The 26,304-nt window shown below is 51.5% G+C and carries 19 protein-coding genes; 9 read left to right on the top strand and 10 right to left on the bottom strand.

Annotated elements, in window-relative coordinates:
* The first annotated feature begins 39 nt into the window (after nt 1-39).
* The gene (locus P2H89_RS18570) at nt 40-948 is read left to right on the top strand and encodes an AraC family transcriptional regulator (protein ID WP_275829578.1); all 909 of its coding nucleotides are present in this window, start codon (nt 40-42) and stop codon (nt 946-948) included.
* Here P2H89_RS18570 and P2H89_RS18575 read toward each other — a convergent pair.
* Nucleotides 945-1,685, bottom strand: a complete 741-nt coding sequence (locus P2H89_RS18575) for a 3-oxoacyl-ACP reductase family protein (RefSeq protein ID WP_275829580.1) — start codon at nt 1,683-1,685, stop codon at nt 945-947. The two genes, P2H89_RS18570 and P2H89_RS18575, sit on opposite strands and share 4 nt — an antisense overlap.
* Before the next feature lie 92 nt (nt 1,686-1,777).
* Between P2H89_RS18575 and P2H89_RS18580 the strand changes: the two genes are divergently transcribed.
* A complete protein-coding gene (locus tag P2H89_RS18580; RefSeq protein ID WP_275829582.1) occupies nt 1,778-2,206 on the top strand; it encodes a winged helix-turn-helix transcriptional regulator in 429 nt (142 codons plus the stop codon).
* 23 nt (nt 2,207-2,229) lie between these two features.
* On the opposite strand, the gene P2H89_RS18585 is transcribed toward P2H89_RS18580, so the two are convergent.
* Nucleotides 2,230-5,523 carry a PAS domain S-box protein gene (locus P2H89_RS18585; RefSeq protein WP_275829584.1) on the bottom strand — a complete coding sequence of 1,098 codons (3,294 nt, stop codon included), beginning with the start codon at nt 5,521-5,523 and terminating at the stop codon, nt 2,230-2,232.
* 99 nt (nt 5,524-5,622) lie between these two features.
* On the opposite strand from P2H89_RS18585, the gene P2H89_RS18590 reads away from it, so the two are divergent.
* Nucleotides 5,623-5,868: a hypothetical protein gene (locus P2H89_RS18590; protein ID WP_275829586.1), complete on the top strand. Its 246-nt coding sequence runs from the start codon at nt 5,623-5,625 to the stop codon at nt 5,866-5,868.
* A gap of 11 nt (nt 5,869-5,879) precedes the next feature.
* On the opposite strand, the gene P2H89_RS18595 is transcribed toward P2H89_RS18590, so the two are convergent.
* Nucleotides 5,880-6,779: a serine hydrolase gene (locus P2H89_RS18595; protein ID WP_275829588.1), complete on the bottom strand. Its 900-nt coding sequence runs from the start codon at nt 6,777-6,779 to the stop codon at nt 5,880-5,882.
* Between the two features lie 110 nt (nt 6,780-6,889).
* On the opposite strand from P2H89_RS18595, the gene P2H89_RS18600 reads away from it, so the two are divergent.
* Nucleotides 6,890-7,594, top strand: a complete 705-nt coding sequence (locus tag P2H89_RS18600) for an NUDIX domain-containing protein (RefSeq protein ID WP_275829590.1) — start codon at nt 6,890-6,892, stop codon at nt 7,592-7,594.
* Between the two features lie 200 nt (nt 7,595-7,794).
* On the opposite strand, the gene P2H89_RS18605 is transcribed toward P2H89_RS18600, so the two are convergent.
* From P2H89_RS18605 to P2H89_RS18620, 4 genes are all read right to left on the bottom strand, one after another.
* Nucleotides 7,795-8,223, bottom strand: a complete 429-nt coding sequence (locus P2H89_RS18605) for a DUF2147 domain-containing protein (protein ID WP_275829593.1) — start codon at nt 8,221-8,223, stop codon at nt 7,795-7,797.
* 229 nt (nt 8,224-8,452) lie between these two features.
* Nucleotides 8,453-9,427 (bottom strand): arabinan endo-1,5-alpha-L-arabinosidase, encoded by a 975-nt coding sequence (locus P2H89_RS18610; RefSeq protein WP_275829595.1) that lies wholly within the window; start codon nt 9,425-9,427, stop codon nt 8,453-8,455.
* Nucleotides 9,428-9,440: 13 nt separating this feature from the next.
* Entirely contained in the window at nt 9,441-11,405 is a 1,965-nt protein-coding gene (locus tag P2H89_RS18615; protein WP_275829597.1) for an alpha-L-arabinofuranosidase C-terminal domain-containing protein, read from the bottom strand.
* A 33-nt stretch (nt 11,406-11,438) separates the two neighbouring features.
* The gene (locus tag P2H89_RS18620) at nt 11,439-12,971 is read right to left on the bottom strand and encodes an alpha-L-arabinofuranosidase C-terminal domain-containing protein (protein ID WP_275829598.1); all 1,533 of its coding nucleotides are present in this window, start codon (nt 12,969-12,971) and stop codon (nt 11,439-11,441) included.
* Between the two features lie 557 nt (nt 12,972-13,528).
* Here P2H89_RS18620 and P2H89_RS18625 point away from each other — a divergent pair.
* The 4 genes from P2H89_RS18625 (at nt 13,529) to P2H89_RS18640 (ending at nt 19,610) form a co-directional block, all read left to right on the top strand.
* Complete coding sequence (locus P2H89_RS18625; protein ID WP_275829600.1) at nt 13,529-15,199, top strand: ribulokinase; 1,671 nt, start codon at nt 13,529-13,531, stop codon at nt 15,197-15,199.
* 25 nt (nt 15,200-15,224) lie between these two features.
* Nucleotides 15,225-15,926, top strand: a complete 702-nt coding sequence (locus P2H89_RS18630; protein WP_275829602.1) for an L-ribulose-5-phosphate 4-epimerase — start codon at nt 15,225-15,227, stop codon at nt 15,924-15,926.
* Nucleotides 15,927-15,976: 50 nt separating this feature from the next.
* Nucleotides 15,977-17,467, top strand: coding sequence for an L-arabinose isomerase (gene araA, locus P2H89_RS18635; protein WP_275829604.1), 1,491 nt, complete (start codon nt 15,977-15,979; stop codon nt 17,465-17,467).
* 421 nt (nt 17,468-17,888) lie between these two features.
* Nucleotides 17,889-19,610, top strand: coding sequence for a sodium/solute symporter (locus P2H89_RS18640; RefSeq protein WP_275829606.1), 1,722 nt, complete (start codon nt 17,889-17,891; stop codon nt 19,608-19,610).
* Nucleotides 19,611-19,707: 97 nt separating this feature from the next.
* On the opposite strand, the gene P2H89_RS18645 is transcribed toward P2H89_RS18640, so the two are convergent.
* Nucleotides 19,708-20,361, bottom strand: a complete 654-nt coding sequence (locus P2H89_RS18645) for an HAD family phosphatase (protein WP_275829608.1) — start codon at nt 20,359-20,361, stop codon at nt 19,708-19,710.
* Between the two features lie 299 nt (nt 20,362-20,660).
* On the opposite strand from P2H89_RS18645, the gene P2H89_RS18650 reads away from it, so the two are divergent.
* Nucleotides 20,661-22,352, top strand: coding sequence for a beta-xylosidase (locus tag P2H89_RS18650; protein ID WP_275829610.1), 1,692 nt, complete (start codon nt 20,661-20,663; stop codon nt 22,350-22,352).
* An 88-nt stretch (nt 22,353-22,440) separates the two neighbouring features.
* Here P2H89_RS18650 and P2H89_RS18655 read toward each other — a convergent pair whose 3' ends face one another.
* Both P2H89_RS18655 and P2H89_RS18660 read right to left on the bottom strand, forming a co-directional pair.
* Nucleotides 22,441-23,970: a hypothetical protein gene (locus tag P2H89_RS18655; protein WP_275829612.1), complete on the bottom strand. Its 1,530-nt coding sequence runs from the start codon at nt 23,968-23,970 to the stop codon at nt 22,441-22,443.
* A gap of 30 nt (nt 23,971-24,000) precedes the next feature.
* Nucleotides 24,001-26,286 (bottom strand): S9 family peptidase, encoded by a 2,286-nt coding sequence (locus P2H89_RS18660; protein ID WP_275829614.1) that lies wholly within the window; start codon nt 26,284-26,286, stop codon nt 24,001-24,003.
* Between the last annotated feature and the right edge of the window lie 18 nt (nt 26,287-26,304).

A 26,304-nucleotide genomic window follows, 5' to 3' on the forward strand; every position in this document is an offset into this window, starting at 1 on the left:
TTTAAATTAGCACTATCATCGGCGATAACTTGTCTTACTATGAGTGTTGCGAACAAAATCGGCTCCCACAAGAATATCTGGCATGGCCTGGGCAGGCAGCGCATCGAGATCCCCAAAACGGTGATCAAGACCAGGGTACTCAACAATCCGCTGCTGTCTAAGCTGTACCCCTGCAGTTTGGGCTATTATCCCAAAGCTGAGAAGCATTATACCTATCGTAAGAAGGGGTTGCCCGAGAACTTCCTGTTCTATTGTGTGGATGGAAAAGGCTGGTACCAGCTGGAAGATAAACGTTATGAGATAGGCGCCAATGAGTTCTTCATTTTGCCGCAGCATGTAGAGCATGCCTATGGCAGCAGCGATGAAGATCCCTGGACGATCTACTGGATACATTTTGGTGGAGAGAGTTTGCCCGAGTTCAACAACATGCAAATAGTACAAAAACATTTCAAGCCCAGCTATGTAAAGATCCACGAGGAGGTAACAGGGATTTTCACCAAGATGTATAAGTCGCTGGAACTCGGTTATAGTTTGGATAACCTGGTGTTCACCAATATGTGCCTTTCACATTTCATCTCGCTCTTTATCTATAATCCACGGCATTATCCGCAGCAATCGCAGGATAAGCCCGATAGCATCGATAGTGCTATTCTTTACATGCACCAGCATATCAGTGAGAACATTACCCTCACCGATCTATGCAAACATTACAATTACTCTGCTTCGCGTTTTTCAAGTCTGTTCAAACAAAAAACAGGTTATGCGCCCATCGATTATTTTATCCAGCTCAAGATGCAGAAGGCCACACAGCAGCTGGACTTCACCGACAAATCGGTAAAGTCCATTGCTATGAGCATGGGTTTTGATGATCCCTATTACTTCTCGAAGCGCTTCCGGAAGATCATTGGTATGAGTCCCAAGAAATACCGCATGACGCGTAAGGATTAGATATTGTATCCTCCATCCATGGTAAGGGCGGTGCCGGTCATGAAGCCGCTTTCTTCGCTGGCGAGATAGGCCACAAGGCCTGCTATCTGTGCCGGGGTGCCGTATTTCGGTATGGCCATGCGGCTGCGCAAGCCTTCGGCATGGGGTGCGCTGGCGGGGTTCATGTCGGTGTCGATAGGGCCAGGCTGCACCAGGTTGACGGTGATGCCTTTGGGCCCCAGGTCGCGCGCAATGCCTTTGTTGAGGCCGATAAGGGCCGACTTGCTCATGGCATAGAGCGCGCCATGCGAGTCGGAAACACGGTCGGCCATATTGCTGCCGATGGTGATGATGCGGCTGCCGGCCTGCATATGCCGCGCAGCTGCCTGCGAAGCGAGGAATACGGCCCGCACATTCACGTTCATCATGTCGTCATATTCCTGCAGACTGTAATCTTCAATGGTATTGAGACTGAACATGCCGGCGTTGTTGACGAGTATGTCGATGCGGCCGAAGGTTTTCACGGTTTCTTCTACGGCGCGGGGCAGGGCGTCGGTGGAGTGATTGTCGGCTACGATGGCGATGGCTTTGCTGCCGGCTGCTTCCGTGACGGCTAATACTTCGGCAGCGGCCTGTGCCGATTGGGCATACGTGAAGGCAACTTTCGCACCTTCGGCGGCGAGACGTTTTACGATACCGGCTCCAATGCCGCGGCTGCCACCGGTTACCAGGGCTACTTTGTTTTCAAGGCGTTTCATATTGTGTGTATTTTGTTGTTTGCAAAACTACCGGCATCGGCTTACATTTGCCAGTACCGCTAAAATTGTTAAGTACTAACAAAAATGTAAGTATGAGGAAGCTGAACTCGACGAATACGAAGAACAGGAACTCTATCGATGCACATTGCGGCATGGCGCACACGCTATCGCTCATCGGTGGCCGGTGGAAGCCCGGAATCCTGATGCGTTTGCTGCCCGGGAAGTTGCGTTACAATGAATTGCGTAAGGGACTGGTGGGTGTTTCGGAGCGCATGCTGGTGCTACAGCTGCGTGAGCTGGAGAGTGATGGATTGGTGAAGCGGATCGTGTATGCCGAAGTGCCGCCACGGGTGGAGTATGAATTGACGACAGACGGACGCTCCATGCAAGCCTTGCTGGTAAGTCTTTCCGACTGGGGTGTGGCAAGGTTGAAGAAGAAAGCGCCTGTTAAGGTAGAAGCGGGGCCTGAGGTTGAGGAAGGGGTGACACGGTTGAAAAAGAAACCGGCTGCGAAGGTGTAGGTAGGGGAGAAGCGAGGTGCCCGTTATGCCTGGTGCGTCGGTAGTAGTAACGTAAAAATGGCGCCTTCGCCGGGTTCGCCGGTGGCTTCGATGGCGCCTCCATGGGTCAGTAATATTCTTTTGCAAAGCGCCAGGCCTATGCCTGTTCCTTCGAACCTGTTCTTAGGATGCAGGCGCTGAAAGATGGTGAAGATGAGTTTGGACATGCCGGGTTCAAACCCGATACCGTTATCGGATATAGTGATGAGCCAGTACTCCTTGCCGGTAAGTGCGGGGTGGGCAGCCAGGTCTTCCTCGACAGCCTTTCTTGCGCTGATCTTTACATGAGGCCGTTTGCCGGTGCTGGTGAACTTTAGTGCATTGCCCGTTAGGTTATAGAACAATTGGTTCATCTGCAGCGGAATGGCCTCAATGACCGGCAGCTCACTGATATCGATGATCGCTTCTTTCTGTTTGATCAGCAATTCAAAATCTTCCCGCACCTGTTGCAGGACCATATTCAGGTCGACCGGTTGAAACAATTCTTCTTTCTTGGTGATATGCGAGTAGTTCAGCAGGTCCATGATGAGCTGGCTCATTCGTTCGGCTGAAGAGATAACTTTCTCCAATAGGTCTGAATGGCGGTGTTGCTCTGGTAATAGCTGCAGCTGGTTCATGAGCATGCCCGAGAATATGCGGATCTTGCGGAGCGGCTCCTGCAGATCGTGTGATGCCACATAGGCAAACTGCTCGAGTTCTTCATTCGATTGTTTGAGGTGCTGGTTGGCCCGGCTCAATTCTTCGGTACGTTGCTGCACCAATTGCTCCAGCTTTTGCTCCATCAGCTTTTGGCTCGTGATGTCCATGGCCACGCCTGCCAGTTCATACGGCTCGCCATTTTCGTGGCGGTACACTCTAGCAGTTACGCGAATGAAGTAAACGGTTTGATCCTGCTGGTTCAATACCCTGTATTCATCCGAGTAGTCATTGCTATTGCCGGTCAAAATCGATTGCAGTTTGCTCAACACCCGTGGCCGGTCGGCCGGGTGAATTGCTGCAAATCCGGGTTCGAGTTTGATCTCATCGGTGCTGAAGCCAAACCAGGAGCGCAGGCGCGGCGAGAAGTAGGCGATACCTGCTGCCAGGTCGATGCGCCAGGTAGCCATCTGTGCCGATTCGATGGCGCTGTGCAACTGGGCCTGTGTTTGCATCAACTGCTGGCGTGCCAGCACCAGTTTGGTAACATCGGCTGCGGTGTTGATCACACCAAATATTTTACCCTGTCCATCGTACAATGGTTTATAGGTAAAGTTGAAATAAAACATTTCCAGCTTGCCGTGTTGCAGGAGGTCGACGCGCTCTTCTGTAGCGGTAAAGGGAATGCCGGTATCGTATACCTGTTGCAGTATGCCCATCCAGGGAGTGCCTTCCAGTTCGGGTAATGCTTCGAGAAAGGTTTTGCCGATGACGGTGGCGTCGCGGTTCCAGGTGTGCAATACGGACTCATTGGCAATCCGGATGCGCATTTCGCGACCGGTATACAAGGCTATGGGTACGGGAGCGCTGTGGATGAAATTGCGGAACCGCTCTTCACTGGCTTCCAATGCTTTCTTGGCCTGTACCTGGGCGGTGACCTCGCTGGCCACGACCTGTACGCCCGTTATTTTTTCGCCCTCCTGAAAGGGCGCGTATACGAAGTTGAAATAGCAGTCTTCCAACTGGCCATTGCGATTCAGCCGGGCCAGGGTCTCGAAACCATAATAAGCTTTACCGCTTTTCATGACACCCCGCATCATGTCGGGAAATGGCTGGCCCTTGATCTCGGGCAATGCTTCTTCGAAAGGCAAACCGATCACCGCAGGCGTTTTGTTCCAAAAGGCCAGCATTTCCTGGTTGCAGACCTCTACGATGAGTTGGTCGCCTTTAAGTACACCCATCGCAATGGGTGCTTTTTCGATCATGGAGCGAAACCTTTGTTCACTTTCCTGCAGCGCTTGGCGGGCGGCCAGTTCGGGCCGCAGATCGCGCATGGTGGCACCCCTGCCGAGGTATTCGCCGGTCTTGGGATCGGTGATGGAAGTGTATTCGGCATGACAGGGAATGTTTTCACCGGTCTTGAAATGACGCAGGTGGATGGTTCCAGACCAGGTTCCTTTTTCGTTTACGATGGGTAATATATCGCGCTTTACTCTTTCCAGTTCTTCGGGGGAGGCAAAGTCGCGATTGGTTAGGTTGCTGGTATCCTGATCGGGCATGATGCCGAGCAGGTGTTTACCTGCTTCATTAATGTAGAGTAGTTTGCCTTCTTTGTTGCCAATGGCCATGTAATCGGCACTGTTCTCCACCAGTGCCAACAAACGTTGTTGTTCTTCCCTTGCTTTTATCTCGGGCGTGATGTCGAGTACGATGCCTGCGAAATGAGCATCGCGTCCATCGGCGCCGGGCAGGTAAGTGCCCATGGCCTTGATCCAGTGTATGGAGCCGTCGTGCCAGATGAAACGGACTTCGTAACTGAGGCGACCGGTTTGCGTGGCCAGCCGGTAAGCTTCATCGCGAATATCTTTATCGGCCGGATGTATGTTTTCTATTAGGGCGTTGCGGCTTAAGCCGGGTGTATATTGCCCGGTCAGGATCTTCGCCAGCAGCGGAGAGTATTCTATATAGTTGTCGGTGAGATTGACGTTGAAGGTGCCTGCCCCTGCGCCATCCACGGCGAGCTGGGCCAGCATCTCTGCTTTGTTCACTTCTTCCCGGGCGATCTTTTCCCGCTCGATGAGCTGCTGGTTGTAGTTGCTTTGCAAGGCGCGCGAAAGCGACAGCAGGATCATATTGCCGGCGAGTGCAATGAGTTCCCGGTCGGTGGAGCCATACTGTGTCGTGGCAGGCAGAAAGAGAAAGACCAAGCCGGCGATCTGCTCTTCGCTGTTAATCAGCGGTATGGTGATCAGGGAAACGATGTCCTGGTCTTTCAGGAGATGCGCTACGGGTTGCCAGTATGGGTGTTGATCCAGGTCTGGCAGCTCTTCCTCTTCGGGCAATGAGGCGGTAAACAAGGCCACCGGCTGCTGTTCTACAGCGTTGACGATTCCGTAAGGCAAGGAGGCGGTATAGGCTTTGGTAATGTGCTGACCAAAGCGATCTGCAATGCCTATCAAGACATGAACCTTTGCGAAGGATTGTTGTTCGATCCAGCCGGCGATGGCCGGTAATAAGCGGTCGGGTGGGCATCCTTCCAGCACCATCTTCAGCAAGCGTGTCTGTTCCGTCCAGGAAGCGGCATCGGGTGGCGGCGTCACGGACGACAGACTAGCTGAATCAGGCAATTGCTGGGAACTCATGTGCGTATATTAGGGCGTTCCGAAGTTAAGGATAGTATCTTAACATAATGTATACTTTTCCTTATTTTGTTCTCCGTTAATGATCAATATCAATATACTATGCTGGTAGAAATTTTAGGGTGGGTGGGTTCTCTGTTTGTGCTCGTAGCTTATATCCTGAATGTGAATAAGAAGTTGGCCACTGACTCGGTAGCTTACTATGCGCTCAATATCGTGGGCAGTGCGCTGCTCATTGTGAACACCGCCGTTCACCATGCCTATCCTTCCATGGCGATCAATATAATTTGGGTGATCGTTCCGGTGGTGACGATCGTGCGGCATAGGATGCGCCGTACCGCAAAATAAGTTGTGTATTGTTATTGCCCTGCCGTCACGAACTTGTAGATCATCTCTGACACCTCAGCCATGGCGGCGATGCCTGCTTTTTCATCTTTCAGTTGCTTCGACAACAGTACCAGTACATACTGTCTTCCATCGGGCAGGAATACGATGCCGCAGTCGTGCTGTACGCCGGTGATGTTTCCGGTTTTATGTGCCACTTTCACTCCGGCGGGCAGCCGGGCGGGGATCACTTCATTGAATTGTTGATCGAGCAATATCCTGGTCATCGCGGCAGAGGAGGCGGAGTCGACCGCTTTACCCAGTGCAATCTGTTCAAAGATCAGCAGCTGGTCGGCGGCCGTAGTAGTATTGTTAAGCCCTTGCTGGTAGGCCTTGCTGTCTTCCACGCCTCTTAGTACCTGCATCTTGTTAGCGCCCATGCTCCGCATGGTTTCCATCACGTTGGGCGCGCCCACCATCTCAATCACGATATTGGTAGCCAGGTTGCTGCTCATGATGATCATATCGTATACCAGGTCATACAGGGTTCTTTTGGTGCCGATCATGTCATACAACTGCTTTTCGCTATCGTCCTCCGGATTGAGGGAAAACAGGCTGCTGTCGACGATGCTGTGGAACTCGTTCTTTAGGAGGATGGAATCGCTAAGCGACAACTTCCCGGCCGCCGCCTGTTTGTACACTTCGATCAATACGGGTGTCTTCATGGTACTGGCTGCATGGAAGCTGCTGTCGGCATGGAGCAGCAGGGTAGTGCCGGTGCTGAGGTCTTTGAAGGCTACGGCAAACTTGCCTTCCGTTTGGTCAAGCCGTTCGCTGATGGATTGCTTCAGTTGATCGGGTGTCATGGTCGTTTGGCAGGATACAAGTATAGAAGAAATAAAAATAAGTAATGGAAAGGCTAAGGTATTGCGCATACGTTTGAGGTTAGAACACCAACCAAATTAAGGGAAATTGTGCAAGCTTGTCAGCAAAAAAGTTTGACAAAGTATAAACTTTACTATTTTTATCCATATTTCAACTGCCAATGAAACGTTACTCTCAACAATCCCGATTGCTTGTAGCCGTAGACTGTATCATATTTGGATTCGATGGACAGGAACTAAAATTGTTACTCATTCAGCGTGGTTTTGAACCCGAAAGAGGCAAGTGGAGCCTCATGGGGGGCTTCGTAAAACAAACGGAAAGCTTTGAAGATGCCGCCGCCCGCGTATTGAAAGAACTAACCGGGTTAAGCGGTGTTTATATGGAACAACTCCATGCCTTCGGCGATCCCAGCCGGGATCCGGCGGAGCGCACTGCTTCCATTACCTACTTCAGCCTCATTGATATCCGTAAATACCAGCAACAGATTAATGATGAGTACCATGCCGAGTGGTTCCCTATCCGTAAGCATCCCAAACTCATCTTCGACCACAGCGAAATGATCGAGATGGCCAAGGCAAGGCTCCAGTACAAGGCTGCCCTGCATCCCATCCTGTTCGAACTCCTGCCCGACAAGTTCACCCTGCCGCAGCTGCAAACGCTGTACGAGGGTATCTATGACGCGGAGATCGACAAACGAAATTTCAGCCGGAAGGTGCTTTCTACCGGTTTGCTGGTTAAACAAAAAGAAAAGGAGAAGGAAAGCTCCAAACGAGGCGCCTTTTACTATAAGCTGGATAAGAGGAAGTACAATTCGAAGTTCCACAACTTCCTTAACATCATTCCCAACGCACACAACCTGATCTAAGGTTCCGGAGGTTTCCTGATGCAATGCCCGGTTGCCGCAAGCAATCGGGATACAATTGTTGGTTCTATTCAGGACGCCAAAATTTCTGTGTATCACGCTAAATTGATACCGACGGGTAACGACAGCTGTCCCTATTTAAGACGGGGCCAAATTTCTGTGCACCCAAGTAAAGAGATGCCAACGCGAAACGACCGTTGACCCTATCGAAGACGGGTCCATACTTCCGTGCGCCCCAGTAAACTGATGCCTATATAGCCACGAATGCGCAGGGTATTCTTGTCAGACAGGCTCATGTTGCAGCTATAGGTTTTGCCGCTCTTCGGATCGTAGATGGTGCCGCTGGTCCATTTGCCGTCCTCATCATACTCGAAGTTCTTCAGCAGCACCAGTCCCATCAGCGAATCCTTTCTCCGGGCGGGGTCGGGATTGTGTACGTCGAAATGCTCTTTGTTGGTTTTCTTGTTGCCGCCGGCGATCCTGCCGTAGTATTTACTGCCGTTCTTGTAGATGTGGATCTGGCCCGATTTGTCGCCCGTGAGCCAGGTGCCCGTTACATCATCGGCCTGGTAGCGTTGTGCGTCAGCACCGATGGCCGTACACAAGAGTAACATCAACATCAACTGTTTCATATCAACGAATTGGTTTCAAAAAGGATGCAGGAGCGGACCCTGCGCGATGGGTTGCCCATATAGCAATATACGGAAAAGGAACTGTAATGGCAGTGGGCGCTGAGCCGCACAGGGAGTCCGGGATGGGGGGATAGGCGGAAGAAATTGAGACGTCCCGCAGTCTATACAGGAATCGGTAACCAACGCAGATTGGAGTGAGCCAGCGAGCCTGGCGCCAGTCACTTAGCGATCAGGGTTGCTGTACCAGGGGCCAGCCATCGACCCAGGAGAGTTTTTCAATACGCAGCCTGGAGCGACCGCGGTCTTTGGCATCGTACCCATGAAACACGAGGTAGTCCACGCCATCAAAACTGCATACGGCATTGTGCCCTACGCCATGCCAATCCGTATCGCCCTGCAGCAGTAGTGTGCCGCCACTTTTCACCAGCGGAACGCCTGCTTTATCGAGGTAGGGACCGGTGAGCTTCTCCGAACGGCCCACGATCATTTTATAGGTGCTTTGCGCCCCTTTGCAACAGTAATCGACCGAAGCAAAGAGATAATAATAAGCCCCTTTCCGGAAAAGGAAAGGGGCTTCTATGGCGCCGTCGCCGGCGTTCGAATCGGGTTGATAGTAATTGATCTTTCTGCTGGCAAGTGGATGCCACTGCTGCGGCGTGTCGATCGCCGTGAGTGTTTTATTCAGCTTCACCAGTTTTAGGCCGTTCCAGAAAGAACCGAAGGCCAGCCAGGGCTGGTCCTGCTCATCCCAGATCACATTGGGATCGATGGCGTTCCACATATCCCTGCCCGGTATGGACTCGATCACCTTACCATGGTCAACCCACTTAAAAGCAGGGTCGCCGGGGTGTAAGGTCTTGTTGGTAGCCACGCCGATGCAGGAAGTGTTTTTGCCAAAGGTCGATACGGAATAAAAGAGATAATACAGGCCATTGTGATACGAGATGTCGGGCGCCCAGATATGGTTCTTAAAACCAGGTACGGCCTGTACGCCCCAGGGCAGGGTATCGAATACGGGCTTCTCCTTTTGCCAGTTAACCCTGTCTTTCGAAGAAAACACACTAATGCCCCTGCCGGTGCAGAACAGATAATAGGTGCTATCCTGCCTGATCATCACCGGGTCGTGTACGCCGATATTGCTTTGCGCAACAAGCGAAAGTGCCGGCAAACAAAACAGGATTAGAAACAGGGGTAATGGGCGCATCTCTATAAACGGGTTATAACATTTTTACACGGATCACCTGGAAGGAATAAGGCGCCAGGGTTACCGGCAGTTTCTTTCCTTTCAGGGCAATGGTTTGTTGCTGCGGACTGATACCGGCCGGCCGTGCAAAAGTGTTGGCCAATTGCAGGTCGCCTGATTTAAGTACTTCGATCGCGGCTGATTTGTCGAGCTTCTTCACGCCATTGATCACTACCTCACTGGTTTGCGGAGTGGCGCTGGTATTCACGATCTTAACGATTACTTCTTTGGATACGGTATCGATCACGGCATTGGCGTACAGACCGATCTGGCCGGCGGCCGTTTCATTGTTTAATGTTGTTGATACCACATGGGTGCCTCTGTTGGCAGAATACATTTTTTGCACGTAGTAATTGGGCGTGCCATACGACTGCAGGTTGTTGAACCAGATGAGGTCGGGTGTCCACTGCCAGCCTTCTGCATGGGCAAACAAAGGTGCATAAGAAGCCATGTGCACCACATCTGCATTGCGCTCCAAACCGGTCATGAAAGCGGCTTCAGATAGGGCACATTGCCAGTTATTGCTGTTCTCTGCACTGGCGATGGCCTTGCTCTGTGCGGCATATTCACCGGCAAAGATCTTGGGCCCGTTGCGATCATAGTTATCATAACGTTTTGCCTGGTTCAGGAACCAGTCCGGCGCACGATAGTAATGCTCGTCGAGGATATCGGCCTTCAATCCGCGCAGAACAGGATCGAGGTAGTCGAATAATTCGCCATTGGGATTGGGGCCCAGACTGCTTACCAGCTTCACCTCGGGATATTTGGCTTTGATGGCCTTCGCAAACAACTTGTAGCGCTCTACATATTGCTCGCCCCATTGCTCATTGCCTACGCCCATCAGCTTCAGGTTGAAGGGGGCGGGGTGGCCCATGGCAGCACGCACCTTACCCCATTTGCTGTCGGTAGTGCCGTTGGCAAATTCAATAAGGTCCAGCGCATCCTGGATATATGGATCGAGTTCTTCCGCAGGTACTACTTCGCTGGAGTTGAACTGGCAGGCCATGCCACAGTTCAGGATCGGCAATGGTTCGGCGCCGATGTCTTCCGACAGCAGGAAGTATTCATAAAAGCCCAGTCCGAATGATTGGAAGTAATCGGGCGTCAGCTTATGGCGGAATTCGGTATTCCAGCGGTTTACGATCACCTCACGGTCATCCACCGCACCAATCGTCTTTTTCCATTGGTAGCGGGTGGCGAGCTCCCGGCCTTCTACGATACAGCCACCGGGAAAGCGGAGGAAGCCGGGTTTCATATCAGCCAGCAGCTGCACCAGGTCGGCCCGCAGACCGCCGGGCCTGTTCTTCCAGGTCTTTTGCGGGAACAGGGAAATGATGTCGGCATCGATGATACCGGTGCCTTCGAACCAGATATTCAGTTTGGCCTTTGCTTCGGTAGCAGAAGCCGTGAGCGTACCGGTATATTTCTTCCAGTCTTTGCCGCTGAGCGGTAGGCTGGTGGAAGCGATCTTTTCATTGGCGGCATTCACCAGTTCTACCCGCAACGTTACATTGCCTTCCACTACACGGGCCTGTAAGGAGAAGTCGTAGCCTTCGCCCTGTTTGATGCCCATGCCGCGGAAACCTTCATTGCTGATGCCATAACCGGCAGCAGAACGCACGGTAAATCTGGCAAAGCGGGGATTGTTCAATTGTTCGCCCCGGTTATTGATGAGGATACTGCCATTGGCATTGTTCTGGCGCAGTTCTTTCCAGCCCATGAGCGGGGCCGCAAATTCAAAAGAGCGGTTCTTGACCAGTTCGGCGTAGATGCCACCGTCTGCACCAAAATTGATGTCTTCAAAAAAGATACCCCACATGGTCTTCTGCACCGGTGTTTTGATCTGGGCAGCATTGACGGTGAAAACCGGGTTGGTCTGAGCCAGTAACTGACCCGTGCTCAGGCAGCCCGCAGCCAGCAGTGATACGATTGTCTTCATTGGTTGTATTGCGATCATGATTCGTAATAAATGTTATTTCAGTTCAAGTACCACGACTGAGGCCGGTGGCAGTTTTACCGAAAGGGTAGTGCCTTTTAAAGAAGCGCCGTTGAAGGCTGTTGGTTTTATCTTCTCCGGACTTTCAAAGGTATTATAGTCCTGTACTTTGGCCGATGCCAGTATCCTGCCGGTTACGCCGGTAATCTTTCCGCCCTGGAGGTTGAGGGTGATGGTTTGTTCTTTGGCTGCATCGATGTTCACCAGCGATATATGGGTGTTGCCAACAGAATCACGTGAAGCCGAACAGGAGACTGCCGGCAATTCACGGTTGCCCAGTTTGTATTTGTTCGTCTTGATCTTGATGGGCAGCAATCTGGCATCCTGGTGCACATTGTACATCTCCATGACGTGGTAGGTAGGTGTGAGGATCACCTTCTCTTCGTTGGTGAGCAGTACGGCTTGCAACACGTTGATGGTTTGCGCCAGGTTGGCCATGCGCACGCGGTCGGCGTGGTTGTGGAAGATGTTGAGGGTTACACCGGCGATCATGGCATCGCGCATGGTGTTCTGCTGATAGAGGAAGCCGGGGTTGGTGCCTGGTTCTACATCGTACCAGCCGCCCCACTCATCTACAACGAGGGCTACGTTTTTGCGTGGATCGTATTTGTCCATGATGGCCGAGTGCTTGATCACCAGCGAATCCATCAGGAGGGCTCTTTCCATGGTCGTGAAATATTGGTCTTCGCTAAAGCCGGTGGCCGGACCTTTTCTATTCCAGTCGATCACCGAGTAGTGGTGTAATGCGATACCCTGTACCATGTTGCGGGGTATGTTGCGCATCAGCACTTCGGTCCAGTTAAAATCAGACGAGTTGGCGCCGGAAGCGATACGGAAGATGCCGCCTTCGCTCCAGCCGGTCATGAACGTAGCGTATTTGCGATAGGTATCGGCATAGTATTCGGGCCGCATATTGCCACCGCAACCCCAGGCTTCATTACCTACGCCCCAGTACTTCACGTTCCAGGGTTTTTCGCGGCCATTTTGCCTGCGCAAACCACTCATGGGGCTTTCGCCGGCGAAGTTTACATATTGTACCCAATCGGTGAGTTCCTGTACCGTACCACTGCCTACGTTGCCGGCGAGGTAAGGGTCAGTACCGATCAGTTCGCACATATTTAAAAAGTCGTGTGTGCCGAAGCTGTTGTTTTCCGTTACGCCACCCCACCAGGTGTTCACGATCGTGGGGCGTTTGTCTTTGGGGCCAATGCCGTCTTTCCAATGGTAAGTATCGGCAAAGCAGCCACCGGGCCAGCGCAGGTTGGCGATCTTTAATTTCTTCAGGGCCGCCACCACATCGTTGCGTACACCAGCCGTGTTGGGTATCTTACTGTTTTCACCAACATAAAACCCACCATACACACAACGGCCAAGGTGCTCGGCAAAGTGACCGTAGATCTGTTTGCTGATGAGGGTTTTGGCCGAGTCGGCCTGCACGGTGATCTCATTCTGGGCAAAGCCGGCAAGGCAGGCCGACAAAGCGAGCGGAAGGATAAACAATTGCTTCATACGTCAATAGTTGTTTGAATCTTGATCAGGGATGGGCTGGTAGACAGCCGGTACTGAAAATAAGATGAAATAATAAGACTAAAGGTGATATGCGATAGGGAAAGAACCTGCCGCAACAGGCAGTAGGAGTGTCGGAGAGCTGACCAGCCGGCCGGCCCGTAAAAAAGGAAGGTTCTTTTCATACAGCAGTTGCAAGTGGGAGCCAAATTAACATATTTTGATCAATAATTGTCATACATACATTTAATTATTATGCCGGCCTTACCGGGCCCGGCGGGCAGGGTAGCAGGTGGAACCGGGCAGGGGTTAAACTGGTTACTATCTGTATAAGGTAAAGCATATTTTGACCCTTGCTAATTCCCTTACTTTGTTAGATTTGTGCCGTATCCGATGTTAACATGCCGGTAACAACCCAGGTAAATCCCGCCTGGCCGCTACAGCAGGAAGGCCTGCCCGGGAAAGCGGCCGTACCCGTTACCGGGGTATTTGGTAAAGTCATTTTTTGTTAATTCTTTTGCACCTAAATAGATAAGTGTTATCTTGACACGAATTGCCGAATGAAAAAGGAACAATACGTTATAGGAGTCGATTACGGAACAGATTCTGTACGCTCCATCATAGTGAATGCTGCCAATGGTAATGAGATTGCCGCTGCCGTTTTTCATTATCCCCGCTGGAAAGATGGTCTTTATTGCAATGCTGCCGCCAACCAGTTCCGCCAGCACCCGCTGGATTATGTGGAAGGGTTGGAGCAAAGCATCAAAAGCTGTTTGCAACAGGCCGGTCCTTCCGTGGCTGCCCAGGTAAAAGCCATTTCCATCGATACTACCGGTTCTACCCCCATTGCGGTCGATGAAACCGGTACCCCCCTGGCCCTGCTGCCCGGTTTTGAACAGAATCCCAATGCCATGTTCGTGTTGTGGAAAGACCATACCTCGGTAAAAGAGGCAGCAGAAATCAATGCCCATGCGCAGAAATTCGATGTCAACTACCTGCAATATGTGGGCGGCATCTATTCCTCCGAGTGGTTTTGGGCCAAGTTGTTGCATATATTAAGGGCAGACGAGCAGGTGCGCAAAGCCACCCATTCGTGGGTAGAGCATTGCGATTGGATCCCCTTCCTGCTCACCGGTGGCAAGCGCGCTCAGGATGTACGCCGCGGAGTTTGTTCTGCCGGCCACAAGTCGCTCTGGGCGGCTGAGTTTGGTGGACTGCCCCCTGATGAGTTCTTTACCTCCCTCGATCCGTTACTGAAAGGTTTCACTACAAGATTGTTCAAGGATACTTATACCTCCGCACAAGCGGCAGGTTCCCTGAGCGGAGCCTGGGCCGAAAGACTCGGCCTCTCTACCGAAGTAGTCATTGGAGTAGGTGCGTTCGATTGTCATATGGGCGCCGTGGGCGGTCAGATCGAACCATATTACCTGAGTAAGGTAATGGGTACTTCTACCTGCGATATGCTGGTGGCGCCCAAAGCCGACATGGAAGGGAAGCTGGTAAAAGGCATCTGCGGACAGGTAGATGGTTCCATCATACCCGGTATGATCGGGCTCGAAGCCGGTCAGTCCGCCTTTGGTGATGCCTATGCCTGGTTCCGTAACCTGCTGGCCTGGCCCGTACAAACGGTGCTCGCCCAGTCGACCCTCGTAGATAAAGAAACTGCGGCCAAACTGGCCGAAGAGACCATTGGCAGGATCATCCCCACACTGGCACAGCAGGCGGAGCAACTGCCTTTCGACGACCATAGTGAACTGGCTGTCGATTGGTTCAACGGCCGCCGTACGCCCGATGCTAACCAACTCCTGAAAGGGGCTATCAGTAACCTTGGCCTCGGCAGCGATGCGCCCCGCGTATTCCGCTCGGTGGTAGAAGCTACCTGCTTTGGCGCCAAGAGCATTGTGGATCGCTTCAACAACGAAGGCGTACCGGTGAAAGGATTGATCGGCCTGGGTGGCGTTGCCCGCAAGTCGCCCTTTATCATGCAAATGATGGCCGATGTCATGAACATGCCCATCCGCATACACCGCTCCGAACAAACCTGTGCTGCCGGTGCAGCCATGTTTGCCGCTACAGCTGCTGGCATCTACCCCAAAGTAGAAGAAGCCATGGCAGCCATGGGGCAGGGGTTCGATGCCGAATACTTCCCCGATCAGCAAAAAGTGCCCCTGTATGCAAAGCGTTACCGCCAGTATCATACACTCGGCAACTTCGTAGAAGACAATGTATAGTATCCAACTCCACACCTAAAGATCAATGAGCCGTTATCAACATATACGCGAGGAAGCTTACGAAGCCAATATGCAATTACCTGCCCTGGGGCTGGTGCTCTTTACCTTCGGTAATGTGAGTGCCGTAGACCGCCAGGCCGGTGTATTTGCCATTAAGCCCAGTGGCGTTCCCTACAAAGACCTTTCGCCCGGTAGTATGGTGATCGTCGATTTCGATGCCAAAACCGTAGAAGGCACCATGCGCCCTTCGTCCGACACGAAGACCCATGCCGTGCTCTACAAGCATTGGGAAAAGATCGGCGGCATCGTACACACGCATTCTACCTATGCCACTGCCTGGGCGCAAGCGCAACGCGACATTCCCATCTTCGGCACTACGCATGCCGATCACAATACGGTCGATATACCCTGTGCGCCGCCGATGGACGATGCGATGATCAAAGGCGATTATGAGCACGAGACAGGGTTCCAGATCATCAATTGCTTTCAGGAAAAAGGTCTCACCTATGAAGAGGTGGAGATGATCCTGGTAGGTAATCACGCGCCCTTTACCTGGGGTAAAACTGCTGCCAAAGCCGTTTACAACAGCGCGGTGCTGGAGAGTGTGGCCCAGATGGCCCTGCTTACCGAACAGATCAATCCCAAGGCGCCACGCCTTAAGGAAGCCCTCATCAGGAAGCACTTCGAGCGCAAGCACGGACCCGATTCCTATTATGGCCAGGTATAAACCGGCCGGTAGCTTATCATTACATTCAAAATCAGTAAAACACCCAATAGATGATCAACTTAAAGACATTGGAAGTTTGGTTTGTAACAGGAAGTCAGCATCTGTATGGCCCGGAGACGTTGAAGCAAGTGGCTGAAAACGCTCAAACGATTGCCAAATCCCTGAACGCATCTTCTAAGATACCGGTAACGGTATTGTGGAAGCCCACGGTAAAATCGCCCGAAGAGATCTTTAAAATATGCCAGGAAGCCAATACAGCAGAGAACTGTATCGGTATCATTGCCTGGATGCACACTTTTTCTCCCGCCAAGATGTGGATCGGCGGCCTGAAGATCCTCAACAAGCCTTTACTGCATTTACATACCCAGTTCAACCGCGATATCCCCTGGAATGATATCGACATGGACTTCATGAACCTGAACCAGAGCGCCCATGGCGACCGCGAGTTTGGATTCATCATGACGCGCATGCGCCTCAACCGCAAGGTTGTGGTGGGCCACTGGCAGGATGAAGAAGTACTGGAGCGCATCAACGTATGGGCCCGCGTAGCCGCCGGCTGGAACGACTGGCAGGGCGCACGCTTCGTACGCTTTGGCGACAACATGCGTTATGTGGCGGTGACCGATGGCGATAAAGTAGAAGCTGAATACAAGTTTGGATTCTCTGTCAATACCCATGGTATCGGCGACCTCGTAAAAGTGATCGATGAAGTAAGCGACGCATCAGTTGATAAGCTGGTTCAGGAATACAACGATCGTTATAAAGTAGCCGATGTATTGAAGAAAGGCGGCGCCAGCTACCAATCGATCCGCGATGCCGCGAAGATCGAGTTGGGCCTCCGTGCATTCCTCGAGCAGGGTAACTTCAAAGGGTTCTCCGACACCTTCGAAGACCTGCACGGCATGGTACAATTGCCTGGTATCGCCGCGCAGCGCCTCATGGGCAGTGGTTACGGCTTTGCCGGCGAAGGCGACTGGAAAACAGCCGCCCTCGTACGTGCTATGAAGGTGATGGCACAGGGCCTGCCCGGTGGCAACTCCTTTATGGAAGATTATACCTATCATTTCAATCCTACCAATTCACTGGTATTGGGTGCGCACATGCTGGAGATCTGTGAGTCTATTGCCGATGGCAAAGCCTCCTGCGAGATCCATCCCCTGGGCATTGGCGGCAAGGCCGATCCGGTGCGCCTCGTATTCAACAGCGCAGCCGGCAACGCGCTCAATGCATCACTCATCGATATGGGCAACCGCTTCCGTATGCTGGTGAATGAAGTAGAAGCCGTGAAGCCCGAACATGACCTGCCCAAGCTGCCGGTAGCCCGTGTATTGTGGAAGCCATTACCGGATATTAAAACAGCCTGTGCAGCCTGGATACTGGCCGGTGGTGCACACCATACCGGTTACAGTCAGAACCTGAGCTCCGAATATTTACAAGACCTCGCAGAAATGGCCGGCATCGAGTTCGTGCTCATCAATAAAGACACGAACCTGTACCAGTTCAAAAATGAGCTGCGCTGGAACGAGATCTATTATAAATAAGACAACAGACGTTGTCGGTGCGGATAGGGCAGGCGGTTAAAAAGTTAACACTACTTGCTAATAAAGTATCGGTAGCCGGACAACGGGTGTTATGATGACACATTATAATACATAAGTTAAAAGCTTAAAGGCATCTTGCTCACCAGGCAGGTGCCTTTATTTTGATACCTATGTCAGATATCCTGGAAAATTGTAGACTATTTGTCTAAAAAAATGATAAACCTGGACGAATCATTGATCCGATTAGGACAATAATTAAGAAAATAATCGCTATTTTTCACGTTTGAAAAGTGCTTTGCATATGAAAATATCCTCAGTCAGTATTGGTCATACTAACAGTCGTTATTCTCTGCAACAGTCCAAGCCTTTCTCACTATTTATTAACCAACTTAAATAACCACCTTCTAATCGGTTACTGCGTATGAATAACAAGCTGGAGTATTACGACTATCTCATTATCATTTTCTATTTCATCCTGGTTGGGTCTTACGGTTACTGGATCTATCGTCGCAAAAAGAAGGCTACGATGGATACCAAAGACTTCTTCCTGGCCGAGGGATCACTGACCTGGTGGGCCATTGGCGCTTCGCTGATCGCTTCCAATATCTCTGCCGAGCAGTTCATCGGTATGAGTGGTGAAGGTTTCTTCGTAGGTACAGCGGTAGCTGCTTACGAATGGATTGCAGCACTGGCTTTGATCATCATCGCCATCTGGTTCATCCCGATCTACCTCAAGAACAAGATCTATACCATGCCGCAGTTCCTCAAAACGCGGTACAATGAAACCGTGGCGTTGATTATGGCGGTGTTTTGGTTATTCCTCTATGTATTCGTAAACCTTACTTCTATCCTTTACCTGGGTGCAGTAGCCATCAATGGTTTGTTGGGAGGAGCTTATCTCCATGCCATCATGATTGCCCTGGCCATATGTGCCCTGATCATTACCCTCGGAGGTATGAAGGTAATTGGTTATACCGATGTAATACAGGTAGCGGTGTTGATCGTTGGTGGTCTTGCTACTACTTATCTCGCTCTTACGGTGGTGGCTGAAAAGATGGGTGTGGGACATGGCGCCATCGATGGTTTTAAAGCGCTGCTGGCCGATTCGCCTGAGCACTTTAAGATGATACTCGACAAACCGGCTGCCACGACAACTACGCTCAGCGACCCGTTGAACCTGCAGGTGCAGAAGTATGTGGTGTTGCCCGGTATTGCGATGTACTTCGCTGGCCAGTGGATCGTGAACCTGAACTATTGGGGTTGTAACCAATATATCACGCAGCGTGCCCTGGGTGCCGACCTTACCACGGCGCGTACAGGTATCCTCTTTGCCGGTTTCCTGAAACTGTTGATGCCTTTGATCGTGATGTTGCCTGGTATCGCAGCCTGGGTACTGTACAAGAATGGTCACCTGCCTCAGCTGGAAAGCAAAGACGGTGCTTACTCTGCCATCCTCGGCTTTTTGCCCAATGGTTTGAAAGGCTTGTCGATCGCGGCGCTTACGGCAGCTATCATTGCCTCGCTGGCTGGTAAACTGAACAGTATCTCTACCATCTATACGCTCGATATCCATAAGAAATACATTAGCAAGGATCTGGACGAAAAGAAGATGGTGTGGATCGGTCGTTTGACTGTTGTAGCCGCCATCCTGATCTCTTTGATCTTTACCTGGAAAGATACCCTGGGTATTGGTGGTGAAGGTGGTTTCACCTTCATTCAGAAGTACACAGGCTTCATCAGCCCCGGTGTATTCGCGATGTTCATCCTGGGTATGTTCTGGAAGCGTACCACCGGTACGGCTGCCCTCGTGGGTGTGATCCTCGGATTTGCCCTGGCTATCTTCTTCAATAACTATGCAGTTAGTCTCTTCGGTAAAGAAACCTGGATGTACACGGCCTTTACGTATGAGAAAATGGAAGGTGGCGTGGTGAAGACTATCACCGAAATTCCGTTCCTCATCAATATGGGCTGGTCATTCTTCATTACCGTAGCTGTGATGGTGGGTATCAGCCTTGGTGGTCCGAAAGTAAACCCCAAAGCATTCGATATCGATGGTTCTATGTTCAAGGTAAAACCTGCTACACTCGCTTTGATCGTAGCTACCCTGATCATCCTCGCAGCACTCTATGTGCGGTTCTGGTAAACAATAATACGCCCCTGGCGTACAGCTTATAAACATGACAGCAGGCCTAGATGGCCTGCTGTTGTTATTTAAAGTGGGGTCGTAAGACGATGGGGAATCAGGCGCCCAGTAATTGCTCGTTGAGCCAGGGAGCCGTATAATCTTCGATGAAACCGATGATGTTGTTGTAAGCGGCGAACTCTTCTTTGGTATGCATGGAAGTGATCACCACGGCCTGCATGCCGGCATTCTGCGCCGACTCTACACCTTTGGGCGCATCTTCAAATACGATGCAGTTGGCGGGGTCAACCTGTAAAGCCGCTGCGCATTTTAAGTATGTCTCCGCATCGGGTTTGCTTTTCACTACATTATCTGCGCTGATGATGCTGCCGAAATAATGCCGGAGGTTAAGTCCGTCCAGTACAAAATCGATATTGAACGTGATGGCCGCCGATCCGATGGCCATGGGGATATGCTGCTGATGAGCTTTTTCAAGAAACTGGTCGAGCCCCTTGATGAGTTTGAGCTGAGGACGAAATTCACGCTGGTACTGCTCTTCCTTGGCGTAGCTCATGCTGTCTTTTTCACTATTGGTGAACCTGCCGGGAAATATGCGTTCGAGTAATTCATGGTTCTTGCCATAGCATTCTTCCTTCGTACGCTCGAGAGAAATATTTGCACCTAAATTGTTGAGAATGGTGTGCCAGGCTTTGATATGATAGTCCATGTCGTCGATCATCGTGCCGTTCAGGTCGAACAAAAATGCTTTCATAAGCCGCAAAGATAGGCCGTAGCGGGGAAATGGCGAGGGTGGCATGCGCTTACCGTTGCTGCCAAGTCTTTTGCCGCCGCTGGCGGCGACCCGTTTTTAGTCTTGCATGGCCGGAAAAATAAGAAGCCAACCGCAGGCGCCTGCCTTTAGAGGCCAACCTCCACCTGGCTCAACCGGTAAGGAAATAATTGTCTTTTACAATGGTGTAATTGCCTGCTTAATTGTTAAATTGACACTTCAAACAGTAAGTTGCCGCCCTGATAGGGTGGTTCATCGAGATCGGATTAAACTAACGAATTATGAAACGCATTGCCATCGCCGCACTGTTCTCATTAGTCTACGCTGCTACGCCCGCATTTGCCCAGGATGATACGGTACAGGTAAAGGTCGCCTTCGACCAACCTATCGGTGATATGAAGCCGGTGTGGGCCTGGTTTGGCTATGATGAGCCCAACTATACTTACATGAAGGATGGGAAGAAGTTGCTGAGTGAACTGGCCGCGCTGAGCCCGGTGCCAGTGTATGTACGGGCACACAACCTGCTCACCTCCGGCGACGGACAAGCCGCACTTAAATGGGGCTCTACCAATGCCTATACCGAAGATGCGCAGGGCAACCCGGTGTACAACTGGCGCATCGTGGACAGCATATTCGATACCTATGTACAGCGCGGCATGAAGCCGCTGGCGCAGATCGGTTTTATGCCCGAAGCCTTATCGGTAAAGCCGCAGCCTTATCGTCATTACTGGAAGCCTGGTCAGCCGTATAAAGAAGTCTTCACCGGTTGGGCACATCCGCCTAAGGATTATTCGAAATGGGGCAACCTGGTGTACGAATGGGTAAAGCATTGTGTAGAGCGTTATGGTAAAAAAGAAGTGGCCAGCTGGTACTGGGAACTCTGGAACGAACCAAATGGCAATGGCTATTGGCAGAGCACTGTAGAAGAATATTGCAAGTTGTACGACTATACAGCCGATGCCGTGAAGCGGGCATTGCCGGCGGCGCGCATTGGTGGCCCACATGTAACGGGGCCTTCCTGGAATGTGTCGGAGAAGTTCCTGCGCACCTTCCTCGAGCACGTAGCTACCGGCAACAACTATGTAACGGGTAAAAAGGGAACGCCCATCGACTTCATCGCCTTCCATGCTAAAGGAGCACCGCGGGTGGTGGATGGCCATGTACGTATGGGCATCTCCAATCAGTTAAAGGATATCAGCAAGGGTTTTGAGATCGTGGCCAATACACCGGCGGTGAAAGACCTGCCGATCGTGATCGGCGAATCGGATCCCGAAGGATGTGCCGCCTGTGGTATGGCTACCAATCCGGAGAATGCCTATCGCAACGGTACCATGTATTCTTCCTATACTGCCGCATCCTTTGCCCGCAAGTATTTACTGGCCGATCACTTCAAGGTCAATTTCCTCGGTGCTGTATCCTGGTCCTTTGAATTCGAAGATCAGCCCTGGTTTTATGGATTCCGTGACCTGGCTACCAATGGAGTCGATAAGCCGGTACTGAATATCTTCCGCATGTTTGGCATGATGAAGGGAAAGCGGGTTGACGTGGCGAGCAACCGCATGTATCCTTTAATGAGCATCCGCGACTCGGGCGTGCGCAAACCCACCACCGATATTGGCGCGCTGGCCGCTTACGATAAGAAACTGGCCACGGTGATGTTATGGAACTATCACGACGATGATCTTGATGGTAAGTCTGAGCCCGTGAACCTGCAATTGAAAGGGTTGTCTGCCAAAACGGTCACCATCACCCAATACACGGTCGATAAAAAGCACAGCAATTCTTATGAGGTGTGGAAACAGATGGGCTCACCGCAGCAACCCACGGCAGCGCAGATAGCAACACTGGAAAAGGCCGGTCAGCTGGAACAAACAGCTGTGAGTACGGGCAATGCATCGAAGGATGGATTGCTGCTGGTTCCTGTTCTACTGCAGCGTCAAGGCGTGGTGCTGGTGAAGATTACGTGGAAATAAAAAGAATCGGGTTATAAGTACCACATAAAAAAGCGGGTGTCTCTTCACGCTGTTGAGACACCCGCTTTTATTATTGGCGCACATTGTTTTATTCTCCCAGCCACGAACGCAGTATCTGCTGCTGCAGGGCATCGGGATTGGGAACGCGGGAGATCGCATAAGTAGGTTTCTCGCCCGTCAAATCGATCGTGAGCCCGGCATAGCTCAGGTACTTGTTATAATCTAATTCCTTCGTGGTGTAGATATAGTCGAACAATTCATTGAGTGGAGCGCCAGCCGCTTCGGTAATGGCATCCTTCAACTCCTGCTCGGTAAATCCTCTCTTTTGCTGTTGGTAATACTTGCGGTACAGCGTGCGCATCACATCATCGAGCGACTTTTTGTTTTGTGTATGATGGCGGATAGCAAAGTCGAACAGCAGGCCAACGGCCGGCCCCTTATCGTAATAAGAGATCGTTTTATTCACCTTGTCGTCTTTGCGGCCAAAAGGCCCGTCGGACCAGGTATTGTAACTGGCCTGTTGCAGCGACTGATAGGTTTTGCCCACGCCTTTTTCATAAGCCGCGATGTTGTTGCGCAGGTTACCGAATATGTCTGTCTCTGACATGAGGCCTGTACGCTTCACCAGCAAATACTCGTAGTAGACAGTAAGTCCTTCCGACACCCACAGCGAGTTGGTACGACTGCCATTGTCGTAATCGAATGGTCCGAGTTCAACCGGACGTATCCGCTTTACATTGTAGTGGTGGAAGTACTCATGGGCGAGGAAGTTCAGCACGCGCTTGCGCGATTCGGGTTTCTCCAGACTTTCTCCGTTGAAGGAGACGGCGGTAGAGTTCAATTGCTCGATGCCACCCATGCCGTTGGGACTTATGGATAAGAATGTATAATGCTTGTAGGGAATATCGCCTATAAGCTCCGTGCCGGCGGTTACGATCTTTTGCAGCTCGTTCATGAATCCCTGCTTATCGAAGTTGCCCATCTTGTAACCGATAAAGCGATGGGTGATGCCCTTGACTTTGAAGGCAGGCAGTTCTTCGAGATTGCCGATCAGGAACGGACTATCATACAGTACATCGAAATTAGGTGCTGTATACGTGAATGGTTTACCCGCTATAGAGTCGAGTCCCGTCGCCACATTGGCCCAACCGCTCCAGGGTTTTATTTGCACAGTAGAAGGGAGGTTGATCTTCCCGGCAGGATGTATGAATACACCGGTCGGTCTGATGAACGCACGCTCTTCATCGATATAGGGATTGGCCACGAAAAGCCTTGTTGTTTTTACATCATAGCTGATGGTAAAGGCCTTTTGCTTGCCGTGTTGTACCTGCCAGCCATTGCCGCTTTGCATCCAGGCCAGTGTATCGCCTTTGGCATTCTTTACGGTGAAGTGTTCTACGTTTTTAGCATAGTCCATCCGCTGGTAATAGCCGGGCGTCCACACAGGCATCTTGAACTCGGTAGCATCACCCTTGATGCCGCTGCATTGCAGCTCTACGTGAAAGTAATGCGTGGCCGGCTGCTCCATCGATACAGTAAAGCGGAGCTGCTGGCTAAAAGCGATAGGGCCGCCAGCCATCAACACAAACAACAATAAGGATACACGGGATCTGAACATGCTTTTATGGTTACTATGAAAAATAGAGGGTTACCTGATCTCCCCAATATTGCGATCGGGCGGGTCAACGCCCAGCAATTCCTTCACGAAGAAGTCGCGCTTCTTCTTCCTTCCATATGGACCGCCATCGCTATGTCCCATGCCGGGCACGGTGAGGAAATCGAACATCTTGTTCGATTTGATCAGTGCATCGGCCAGCCGGTAAGTGCTCTCGGGTGGTACATTGGTATCGGCTTCTCCAACGATCAGCAAGAGTTTGCCCTGCAGCTTAGCGGCATTGGTAATATTGGATTGCTCTTCATAATGCTTGCCTATGGGATAGCCCATCCACTGTTCGTTCCACCATTGCTTGTCCACACGGTTATCGTGACAGCCACAGGCCGATACGGCCGCTTTATAAAACTCAGGGTGGAAGAGGAGCGCGCCGGCGGAGTTTTGTCCGCCTGCAGATGTGCCATATAAACCTACACGGTCTACATCTACATAAGGATATTTGGCGGCCAGTGCTTTGATCCACAGTATGCGATCGGGCAAACCGGCATCGGCGAGGTTCTTCCAGCATACATCATGAAATGCTTTAGAACGATTGGCCGTACCCATGCCATCGCACTGCACCACGATGAAACCCAACTCGGCCATGCTTTGCATTTCGCCATAACTCATGAAACTCTTGGGGACAAAGGCATCCTGCGGACCAGCATAGATATTTTCGATTACGGGATACTTCTTGTTGGGATCATAGTTGCGGGGGCGACATACCACACCCCAGATGTCGGTTTTGCCATCTCTCGCTTTCGCTACGAACACCTCGGGCAGCTGAATGCCCAGGGCGAGATAAGCGCTGATGTCGGCTTTCTCAAGCTCAATCACCTGCTTGCCATCTGCCGTACGGTTGAGCGTGGTAATGGGCGCTACAGCGGGCGCAGAATACGTGTCGGTGAAATACTTCCTGTCGGGCGACCAGTTTATAGTGTGGTTGCCGACGGCAGGCGTAAGGGACACCAGCTTTTTACCATCGAAGCTAATGCGGTAGAAATGTACGTTGTAAGGATCTTCACCAGCTTGCATGCCACTGGCGCGGAACCATACTTCTCTTTTCTTTTCGTCGATGCTGTCGATGTCGCGCACCACCCAGTCGCCGGTTGTGATCGCATTTTTGATCGTTCCGGTGGCTACGTTTACGAGATAGAGATGGCGCCAGCCATCTTTTTCCGAACTCCAGATGATCTCATCAGTGTCGGGCAGGTAATGGGTGAAGATGCGCTGCTCGTAAATGAAGGTATTGGTTTGCTCGTCGATGACGTTGCGGGTATTGCCGGTTTCGCTATCTACCTCGATGATGCGGAAGCGTTGATGGCCACGGTCGGCTTTCTCATAGGTAAAGTAGCGATTGTCTTTACGCCAGCGTATATAGGGAGCACCGAGGAAGTCATACTTCTCCGTATTGACCTTCGTTGCTTTTTTGCTGGCTACGTTGAAGGTGTACATCTCATAGCTGGTAAATTCATCACCGGGCTGTGCATACCGTTGCGAACGCAGCTGGCCACGCATGGTATTGGGCTGCGACGTTAGCACATAGTACACCTCTTTCTGTTCGCGTGGATCGGTCTTATAGCCAATGGCGTACTTGCTGTCGGGACTCCAGAACAAATGATCATAGGGTTTGTCTTTGCTGCCGTCAGTAGTATATTGAACAGCTTTACCGCCAGTTGCAGGCCTTATGTATACATTGTAGTCTTTGATAGTCCATACCCATTGCTTATCAGGCGACGTGCTGTCGGGCCGGCTGTTGCGCTCCCAACGTGAACGCCTGCGCGGGTTTTGCGCGTTGGCTGCGGTAGTATCGGGAGCCGTAGTGCTTACACAGCTTTGCTGCGCTGCATCATACTTATACCATTGTTGCTGGAGACGGAAGCTCACTGTTTTGGCTTTGCTGTCGAACACAAGCGTGTTGATGCCAAGCCGGCTGGCTGGGATGGTTTTGCCCGCTGCTTTGCTGAGGGCAGCAGCCAGTTGGGCATGATCGAAGGCGGGGGCCTTCTTGCCGCTGGCAGCGTCTACATAAATGTATTCGGTAGCGCTGTCTTTGAGGTTGTTCCGGTACCAGAAGCTCTTCTGATCGGCCTGCCAGTTGGGCTGCACGAATGATTTGAAGACGGTATTGCGGGCCGTGCTATCGAGCAGGGCCGCCTCGCGGTAACGCTGCAGGATCTCTTCACGTGAAGGCCGGTAGGCGGTAGCGGGCTGCGGCTGTGCCTGTGCAGCAACGAAACCTGCCAGCAGCAGGCTGGTGAGTGCAATGGATTGGGTGGTCATGATACTATGGTTGGGTCA

It is taken from the genome of Paraflavitalea sp. CAU 1676, from assembly GCF_029223285.1.
Lineage (GTDB): Bacteria > Bacteroidota > Bacteroidia > Chitinophagales > Chitinophagaceae > Paraflavitalea.